The organism is endosymbiont of Lamellibrachia barhami (assembly GCF_011947365.2).
GTDB lineage: Bacteria > Pseudomonadota > Gammaproteobacteria > Chromatiales > Chromatiaceae > QGON01.
This window is the reverse complement of record NZ_JAAVSH020000001.1, coordinates 3,525,559-3,534,205: the sequence shown is the minus strand read 5'-3', so window position 1 is coordinate 3,534,205 and position 8,647 is coordinate 3,525,559. Positions and strand designations below refer to the sequence as shown.

Here is an 8,647-nt window from a genome sequence, read left to right as displayed (position 1 = left end):
GGGGTTACGTATTGCTCGACGGTATGCTGCCAATGGAATTTTGCGTTGCTGGAAAAGATTGCCTTTGGGAAAGCCCTCTCAGGCGCAGGCCCTTTTTACCGACATGCACACCATGCTCAAAAAGGCCAGGGCTACCTCGGATCTGAGAGATTAGCCAGAAGCGTACCGCCCTGAGAATGTGTGCTGCTCCCAAACCCTGGCTACCCATCAGGACAGACTGTTTCGCCGGCTTCAATACCGTGGAAGTCTGGTTTCAATGTTTCAATTTCGTCTCTCTGCTGGCCATCAAATGAACGGCGATTGGCAGTGGATGGTCCCCCTGATGAGAACGCCCCTGGGGCGTTGGCTGGAACAGTTGCCAGCACAGATTGAGTCTGTCTGGAGGGAGCGGTCCCACGGCGATATGCAGAAGTGGTCTGAGGCGATCGCCGCACTGCCTTCCATCGAACCCTCACAGATCGATCTTAACTCCAGTGCAGTGACAATCAGGACGGAGCAGACGTGTGACGAGGAAATTCTGCAGCAGACCGCTGGTCTGCTGAAACAGCTCCATCCCTGGCGCAAAGGGCCATTTGACATTGTCGGTATCCGGCTTGACACAGAGTGGCGTTCAGACTGGAAATGGGCGCGCCTGCAGGGCTACATCCAACCTTTACGGGACCGGTTGGTGCTGGATGTGGGCTGTGGTAACGGCTACCACTGCTGGCGCATGGTTGGGGAGGGCGCCAGACAGGTGATCGGCATCGACCCCACGCAGCTTTTCGTCAAACAGTTCGAGGCGATCCGTCACTTCCTGGGAGGGCAATTCCCGGTGGAGGTGCTGCCCCTGGGTATCGAGGATCTTCCCCCCAATCTACAGGCTTTTGATACGGTTTTTTCCATGGGGATTCTCTACCATCGCCGCTCCCCATTTGCGCATCTGTCGGAACTGAAAGGCTGTTTGCGCAAGGGTGGGGAGCTGGTGCTGGAGACCCTGGTCATCGAAGGGGGACTGGGGGAGGTGCTGGTGCCGGAGGGACGTTACGCCAAGATGCGCAACGTCTGGTTTCTGCCCTCGCCTGCAACCCTTGAGAGCTGGTTGCGGCGGGCGGGATTTCGCAATATCCGTCTGATCGATGTGGGCCGAACCTCTGTGGAGGAGCAGCGATCCACTGAATGGATGCAGTTTGAGTCTCTGGCGGACTACCTCGACCCGCAGGATGCCTCACTGACTATTGAAGGCCTGCCAGCACCGCGCCGGGCGATATTCCTGGCAGACGCGTGACAAAAATTTGCCCAGGAACCGGTAAGTTTTGCGATAATGACCGATTTGGTTGGTACGGATAGTTTTTGATGGGCACGCGTCTGCTTATTACCCTGGATTATGAGCTCTTCTTCGGTCGGGAAGTGGGCAGTGTCCACAATTGCATGATCCACCCCATCGATGAATTGGCAAAACTGGCCGATCGTTTTGGTGCCAAGCTTACGCTTTTTGTGGATGCCGGTTATCTGGACAAGCTGAAGCGTACTGCGTCTGATAATGAAGATTTGCAGCAGGATTACGCCGTTATCAGTGAGCAGCTTCACCGGCTTACGAAGGATGGGCATGATGTGCAGCTGCATATCCACCCCCACTGGGAAGATACGGAGTACGTGGATGGCGGCTGGCGAATCGACACGAGTCGCTACCGTCTGCATGACTATGCACCCGAGGCGGTCGAGGAGATCGTCGCACGTTATAAAAAAGCGCTGACCGATATCGTGGGCGACTCAATTTTTGCCTACCGTGCCGGCGGCTGGTGCATACAGCCCTTCGATTTTATCGGCGATGCGCTCCATAATCAGGGTATCTGGCTCGATAGCACGGTCTACGAAGAGGGTATGTCGCCGGACGATATACGGGGTTTTGACTTTCGTGGCGCACCGAAAAAGTCTCTCTGGCGGTTCGAAAGTGATCCGGTCAAAGAGGTGGAACGGGGACGTTTCCTGGAGATTCCCATCACCGCCTGCAGGGTTTGGCCCTCTTTTTACTGGAAGATGGTATTCATCAAAAAGTTTGCGCGGGGGGATTTCAAACCCTATGGTGATGGCGCTGCCATGGTGGCCAATGCCGCCTATTATCGGGAGCTTCTGACCAAGGTCACCAACACCGTCACCTCCATCGATGGCGCCAAGGCCGGTCTGCTGGAGAAGTCCTATAGGAGCCTGCTGGCCTCCGGGCGCGAGGCGATCTTCAACGTGATGGGACACCCCAAGGCGATGAGCCCCTATTCACTGAAAAAACTCGAAGCGTTTCTGCTGGCGCATCCCGAGATCGAACCTGTGACCTTCCAGGATTTTAAGGGGCTGAAACCGTAAAGGGGGGCAGGCCGGTTCAAGCGAAGCGGAGCCGACAACCCTGAAGCGCCCGATCCGCTGCGCTTGATCGGGCCTACGTACAGAATAGAGAATGTGGCTGCTGGCGCATCCTGAGATCGAACCTGTGACCTTCCAGGATTTTAAGGGGCTGAAACCGTAAAGGGGGGGGCAGGCCGGTTCAAGCGAAGCGGAACCGGCAACCCTGAAGCGCCCGATCCGCTGCGCTTGATCGGGCCTACATTCAGAACAGAGGATGCAGCCCTTTTGAGCGGAGATTAGTCCAGCGGAATCAACTCCTTGATCGGCCCTTCGTTCTTGCTCTCGACCTTGGCATAGAGGTTGTTGAGCGCCGCCTGTAACGCCTCTTCGATCACGGGATGATAGAAGGGCATGCGTAACAGATCGCCGATGCTTAACTCCTGGGTGATCGCCCAGCTCAACAGGTGCCCCAGGTTTTCTCCCCGTACACTGATCATCTCTACCCCCAGCATCCGGCCGGTCGCCTTGTCGCCGTACACCCGGATGATGCCCCGATTCTGCCCCATGATCATGGCGCGGCCGACCGGATTCAGACGTACCTCGCCGATGGCGGTGGTTTCCGGGTCAAGCTCCGAATAACGCGCACCCGCCAGGCAGATGTTGGGATCTGAGAAGGTGATCGCCAGGGGAACCTTACGTTTGAAACCCTGCACCGTGTCATTGGCCGCGTTGTAACCGGCGATCTTTCCCTCGTCGCCGGCCTCGTGCAGGATCTGACGGTCACCGTTCATGTCACCGGCGATAAAGATATGGGAGTCGCCAATCTGCATGGTGTTGGGGTTGTAGTGGGGGACGCCGCGTTCATCCAGTTCGATACCGGCGTTTTCCAGGGCCAGATTGTCCACGTTGGGTATTCGGCCCATGCTGGCCAGAACCTTATCCACCACCACCGAGGTGTCACCTGCGGTGACCCGCAGTTTGTCTCCCTCTTCGCTAATCTCCACGGCAGTTCCAAGATGGATGGGAAACTCCCGACGCATGATCTCCAAAGCGACATTGCTGACTTCAGGGTCGGTGATTCCACCGATCTGCTCTGCGAGGTCGAAACCGGTGACATCGACACCGAGACGGCTGATGGATTGACCCAGTTCGAGGCCGATCACGCCCAGTCCTATGATGGCCATGGATTCGGGGAGATTTTCCAGCTCGAAGAAGCTGTCGGTGGTTATCACTTTGTTACCGAATGCCTGCCAGGCTTTTGGCACTACCGGACGTGAGCCGGTGGCGATGACGATCTTTTCTGCATGGATGCGGTCGCCGTTATCGAGTTCCAGGGTGTGGGGGTCGACAAATTTTGCATAGGCCTCGATAAACTTCTCACCCATGTTATCGGTGCTGTTGGAGAGTACCCGGTCGACAAAGTTGTCCCGCATATCCTGCACATGTTCCATCGCCTCGGGAATATCGATGGTCAACGCTTCGTGGCCATCCACCCCGTAGCGGCCAAGATGGGTGCGTCGGTGGTAGTCCTCTGCCACCTGAATCAGTGCCTTCGAGGGCATGCAGCCGACCCGTGCGCAGGTGGTGCCCGGCTCTCCGCCATTGATCAGCACAAAACTCTTGCCGGCGGGACCGACCTTACTGGTTGCGTTCAGACCGGCGGTGCCGGAACCGATGATGGCAACATCAACGTTCTTTTCTGCCACGGAAAACTCCTAAAGTATGCTTTCTAAAAAATGATCAGATGATTTTAATGGTTGAGACGGGGGATTTTAGCCTGTTCGTTAGTGCGGTTTCTACCAAGCGCTCGAAAGCGATAGCCATTGATGATCTCCACCTCCTGTTCGACGGGTTTTTGTGCCGGGCGGATCGGGGGTGGCTGAGGATCACTCTCCAGCGGATAGCCTGGACTGAGGGGAGCAGGTGGAAAATAGGCAGGAGGTAACCAAACTCGCTGACGGTAATGCCGCTCTGTGCCACCCCCATAGAAGGTAAAGCAAAAAAAGGCGTAGGTTTGCTGAGACCAGAGTGTCAGCAATAGGGTTACCAGCATGGTTTTCAAAGAGATCTCTCACATATCGGTGCTTACCACCAACTTTAGTGGATTTTTGCACTTTCGACAGCGGTAGTGCTGACCGGCCAGGCTTCGCTTGTGCCGGATGCTGGTCAACAGATGCTCGGTACAGTCGCAGACATAACGGAATTGTTGGAGCTTCCTGGTCGAGGAGCGTTGAGTATCGTAACTGTGGCAGCGGCTCGCATCGGCACCAAAAAATTGCATGACCGACTGCCACTCGGGACCGTGAGGACGGATGTTTCTGCCGTAATATACACGGGCGATGACATGGGCTACTTCATGAGGAACGGTTCGTTTGAGGAAATCCTCGGCATTTTCATTCAGGAGAAGGGCGTTGTAACGGATTTGCGGCTTGCCCAAAGCGGGAAAACGGACCATTCCCGCAGCCTGGCCTTTCAGGTCGAAATTGGTTTTTACCTCGGGGACAGGCCGCCCAAAGTGGTGTCCAGCCTGTTTCAGCAGGGCTTTGATGCGGACCAGCACGGTTCGCTGCAATGCGTCGATTGTCTTGTCGGTTGCCTGTTTCGAGTGTTTGAATCGACTCATTTTACGTTGAAATTTACCGGTGGTAGAGGGGAGGCTGGACGTTCATAGATCGCCTCGATCTCCGCCACGCCCAGCTGATGGGCGTTGATAGAGTAGCCTGCCAGTGCCCCACTGCTGTCGGGGCCGATGTCAAGCCTTTCAACATTCAGGGCATGAACCTTGAACTGGTAATGATGTTTGCCGTGCCCTTTCGGAGGACAGGCGCCACCAAATCCCGCACTGCCGAAGTCAGTGCGACTCTGGACGCTGCTTTCCGGCGCCAGATGGGATGTTGGGTTACCCGCATTGCGGGCCAGTCCAACGGCATTGGTGGGAATATTGAAAATCACCCAGTGCCACCAGCCGCTGCCGGTTGGCGCATCGGGGTCATAAACCGTTACGGCGAAACTCTTTGTGTTCTCCGGGGCGCCGAACCAGTCGAGCTGGGGAGAGATATTGTCGCCGTTGCAACCGAAACCATTGAAAACCTGTGCGTTGTCCAGCATCACGCCTGTCTTGATGTCGGGACTTGTCAGTTGAAACGACTGCTCCGCCAGGGCAGCAGATGCCAAAAGCAAAAGGGTAATGGTGGAAATGGCTCGCATGCTCTCCTCCCGTGAGTTTTTCTCCAAGCGATTCTATCTCATTCCTGCTACCCATTGCTCGCTCGCCACCCGGGTCAGGTCGAGCACTGCATTCGGGTAGAGTCCTGCTGTGAGGATAAGCAGTCCCATGACGCTTACCAGCAAAAGTTCACGGTGGCGTAGATCCAGGGCATCATCAACCACTGGAGAGGTGATGGGGCCTAGAAAGGCGCGTCGATAGATCGACAGGAAGTAACCTGCGCTCAGCACAACCCCAAAGAGCGCCGCCAAACCGGCCCCGGTATGGGTCTCAAGGGCGCTGACCAGTACCAGGAATTCAGCCGGAAAACCGCTGGTACCCGGAACCCCCATACTGGCGAGTCCGAAAATGAAGAAGAACGCGGTCAGCAGAGGCATCCGCTGGGCAACACCCCCCAGGCTGATGATATCGGTGGAACCGGTCCGGTGGTGCAGAAAACCGGTCAGGATGAAAAGACCACCGGCCACGATGGTGAAGTTCAGCAGGTGGAACAGTGCGCCCTGGATACCCTGGATGTTCAATGAGGCGATACCCAGTATTACAAGACCTACATGACTGATACTTGAGTAGGCGAGCATGCGCCGCAGGTTGGTCTGGGCAATGGCCATTACTGCGCCGTAGAGGATGCCGATGACACCGAGACCGGCAAGCAGCCAGTGAAAATCCTGGGCAGCAGCCGGCGCCATGGGCACAACAAAACGGATGATGCCGTAAGCGCCGAGTTTAAGACCGGTCATCAGGGCGGCGACGGCTATGGGACCCTCCATGGCGACCACCGGTAGCCAGGTGTGGAAGGGAAATATCGGCGTTTTGAAGGCAAAACCTGCCAGCAGCAACAGGAAGATGAAGGTCTGCATTTCAGCGGGCAGCGGCTGGCTGAGCAGGGCTTCCATGTCGAAGACCAAACCGCCGGGCAAGGTGGCCCCGGCAATCTCGGCATGATTGAAGGCGAGCAGCACGAATCCGAACAGCAGCGGCACGCCGCCGGCCATCATGAATAGGGTATATTTCACCGCGGCATAACGGCGGTTTGCACCGGTTCCCCAGAAACTGATGAGAAAATAGAGCGGGATCAGCGTCAGTTCCCAGAAAAGGAAAAAGAGTATGGTGTCGAGGGAGACAAAAATGCCCAAGGTCGCGCTTTCCAGCAGCAACAGCAGTGTGTAGTAGAGTCGGGGCAGGGTGCGTACGCTGGTCCATGAGCTGAGAATCACGCCAAGGAAGAGCAGCACGGTTAAAGGCAGGAACAGCACAGAAACGCCGTCCACGCCCACTTTGTAGTGGATATTGAGAGACGGTATCCAGCTCGCCGTTTCGATAAACTGAAAGCCGCTCTGTGTCGCGTCAAAACCCAGAAGTATCAGGGTGGCGAGCACCAGATCGACAAGCGCCGTCGCCAGTACCACCCAGCGAGACCTTTCACTACCGGGAATCAGCCAGATCAATGCTGCGCCGATCGGTAGCGAGAGGATCAGCAGGCTGATCAACGGAACGCCGTTTGTCAGTGCCTGGATTGTTTCAACCATCGTTTCTCGATTCCAGTGTTGAGTGACTGATAGCCACCTATGAACAGTCTAAACGTGAGGCGTCGCGTAGAGCGCGCTCAGCCCTTCCAGAGATTTCTCGATCAGATCGAGCCAGGGTTCGGAGTAAAATCCGGCACCCAGCAGAACCAGAATCATTACGCCCGAGATGAGCAGTTCCGTCGATGTGGTCGGATCCACCTTACGTACAGGCTGTGACTCATCCTGCGGTGCAAGAAAAGCACGCTGGAATGCCCAGAGCAGGAAACCTGCGGCCACCACATTGCCCAGGGCGGCGGCAATGGTGATCAATGCGCCATAGCGGTGAATGGCCCCCTCAAGCATCAGATGGGCCGCATCAAAACCTGGGGTTCCCGGCATGCCGACAATGGAGAGTCCTGCTATGAGAAATGTAATGCCGATTACAGGTATGCTGTCGAAGAGTCCACCCAGGCGTGCCATCAATAGTGTCCGGGTACGTCGATAGACGAAACCCTGCATAAACAGCAGCGTTGTGATCGCCAGACCAAAATTGATCGACAGCATGACAGCGCCTTCAAAAGCCATTTGATTGAGACCGAACAGTCCAATCACCAGCACGCTGGTATGAGAGACCACGGCAAAGGCCAGCAGTCGGCGCAGGTTGACCTGTAGCATTGCCAACAGCGCGGCATAGAAGATACCCACGACGGCGACGGTAACGATGAACTCATGCCACTGCATCACCGCCTCGGGCATTAGTGGCAATATAAAGCGCAGCATGCCGTAGATACCGATCTTGAGACCGATGAGAAAAACCGGGGCGGCAGCGACGGTGCCGTGTTCAGCGACCAGTGGAAGCCATCCGTGTAACGGGAAGATCGGAACACGCACCGCCAGCCCGTAGAAAAAGAGGAAAAAGACCACTGATTGAAACCCGGCTGAGACAGGCGCCTGGGCGAGTTCAAACAGATCGAAAGTCCAGCGTCCCCCGGTTGCGTCTGCATGGTTCCAACCCAGGATGACGATACCGACCAGCAGTAACAGAATGCCGGTGCTCATGAATTGGTAGTAGCGGGTCTGGGCAAGTTCCGATTCAGGCGAGGTCGACCAGCGGGCGAGCAAAATACCCACCAGCCCCAACTCCACAACGGATATCAGAACGAACCAGAGCAGATCGACGGTGACGAACATACTCATTAGCGCCGCTTCCACCGCAAACACCAGGGATAGAAACCAGGCATGGGGCAGCAGTTGCCGCACCTGCCCGTAAATCACCATCAGCAATGTAATCAGTGCGGTGAGCAGGATAAACAGCACACTGACGCCATCGACCGTGGCGTGGTAGGCAAGGGGGCCAAACAGCTCAGCCCGCTCGGCAAACTGCATGGCGCCCTGATGGGTGTCGTAATTAAGCCAGAGATTGATGGCCAGAAGCAGTTCCGTTACCGCGCCGGCAATACCGATCAAAGGCACCAGCCGGTTTCCACGCATGGTCAGGATTGCCATCATTACGACCAGTGGCAGCAACTGCAACGTGGTGAGAATCGGGTAGGTCGACTGGGCGGTCCAATGGATTTCGGTCATCATCATTCAGGACTCC

The 8,647-nt window shown here is 56.2% G+C and carries 8 protein-coding genes; 2 read left to right on the top strand and 6 right to left on the bottom strand.

The window, feature by feature from the left end; all coding sequences use genetic code 11:
* The first annotated feature begins 322 nt into the window (after positions 1 to 322).
* Together cmoB and G9Q73_RS16195 are read left to right on the top strand one after the other, a co-directional pair.
* On the top strand, positions 323 to 1,264 hold the full coding sequence (gene cmoB / locus G9Q73_RS16200; RefSeq protein ID WP_304956613.1) for a tRNA 5-methoxyuridine(34)/uridine 5-oxyacetic acid(34) synthase CmoB: 942 nt from the start codon (positions 323 to 325) through the stop codon (positions 1,262 to 1,264).
* Between the two features lie 68 nt (positions 1,265 to 1,332).
* Positions 1,333 to 2,337, top strand: coding sequence for a polysaccharide deacetylase family protein (locus tag G9Q73_RS16195; RefSeq protein ID WP_177420695.1), 1,005 nt, complete (start codon positions 1,333 to 1,335; stop codon positions 2,335 to 2,337).
* Positions 2,338 to 2,612: 275 nt separating this feature from the next.
* On the opposite strand, the gene G9Q73_RS16190 is transcribed toward G9Q73_RS16195, so the two are convergent.
* The 6 genes from G9Q73_RS16190 to G9Q73_RS16165 are packed head-to-tail and all read right to left on the bottom strand — an operon-like array spanning position 2,613 to position 8,637.
* A complete protein-coding gene (locus G9Q73_RS16190) occupies positions 2,613 to 4,022 on the bottom strand; it encodes a dihydrolipoyl dehydrogenase (RefSeq protein ID WP_177420694.1) in 1,410 nt (469 codons plus the stop codon).
* A 44-nt stretch (positions 4,023 to 4,066) separates the two neighbouring features.
* Complete coding sequence (locus G9Q73_RS16185) at positions 4,067 to 4,378, bottom strand: hypothetical protein (RefSeq protein ID WP_177420693.1); 312 nt, start codon at positions 4,376 to 4,378, stop codon at positions 4,067 to 4,069.
* 9 nt (positions 4,379 to 4,387) lie between these two features.
* Complete coding sequence (locus G9Q73_RS16180; RefSeq protein WP_177420692.1) at positions 4,388 to 4,939, bottom strand: SprT family zinc-dependent metalloprotease; 552 nt, start codon at positions 4,937 to 4,939, stop codon at positions 4,388 to 4,390.
* A complete protein-coding gene (locus G9Q73_RS16175) occupies positions 4,936 to 5,523 on the bottom strand; it encodes a YbhB/YbcL family Raf kinase inhibitor-like protein (RefSeq protein ID WP_177420691.1) in 588 nt (195 codons plus the stop codon). Before G9Q73_RS16175 ends, G9Q73_RS16180 begins: the two co-directional genes overlap by 4 nt.
* A gap of 33 nt (positions 5,524 to 5,556) precedes the next feature.
* A complete protein-coding gene (locus G9Q73_RS16170; RefSeq protein ID WP_177420690.1) occupies positions 5,557 to 7,068 on the bottom strand; it encodes a complex I subunit 4 family protein in 1,512 nt (503 codons plus the stop codon).
* A gap of 48 nt (positions 7,069 to 7,116) precedes the next feature.
* Positions 7,117 to 8,637 (bottom strand): complex I subunit 4 family protein, encoded by a 1,521-nt coding sequence (locus G9Q73_RS16165; protein ID WP_246345327.1) that lies wholly within the window; start codon positions 8,635 to 8,637, stop codon positions 7,117 to 7,119.
* Between the last annotated feature and the right edge of the window lie 10 nt (positions 8,638 to 8,647).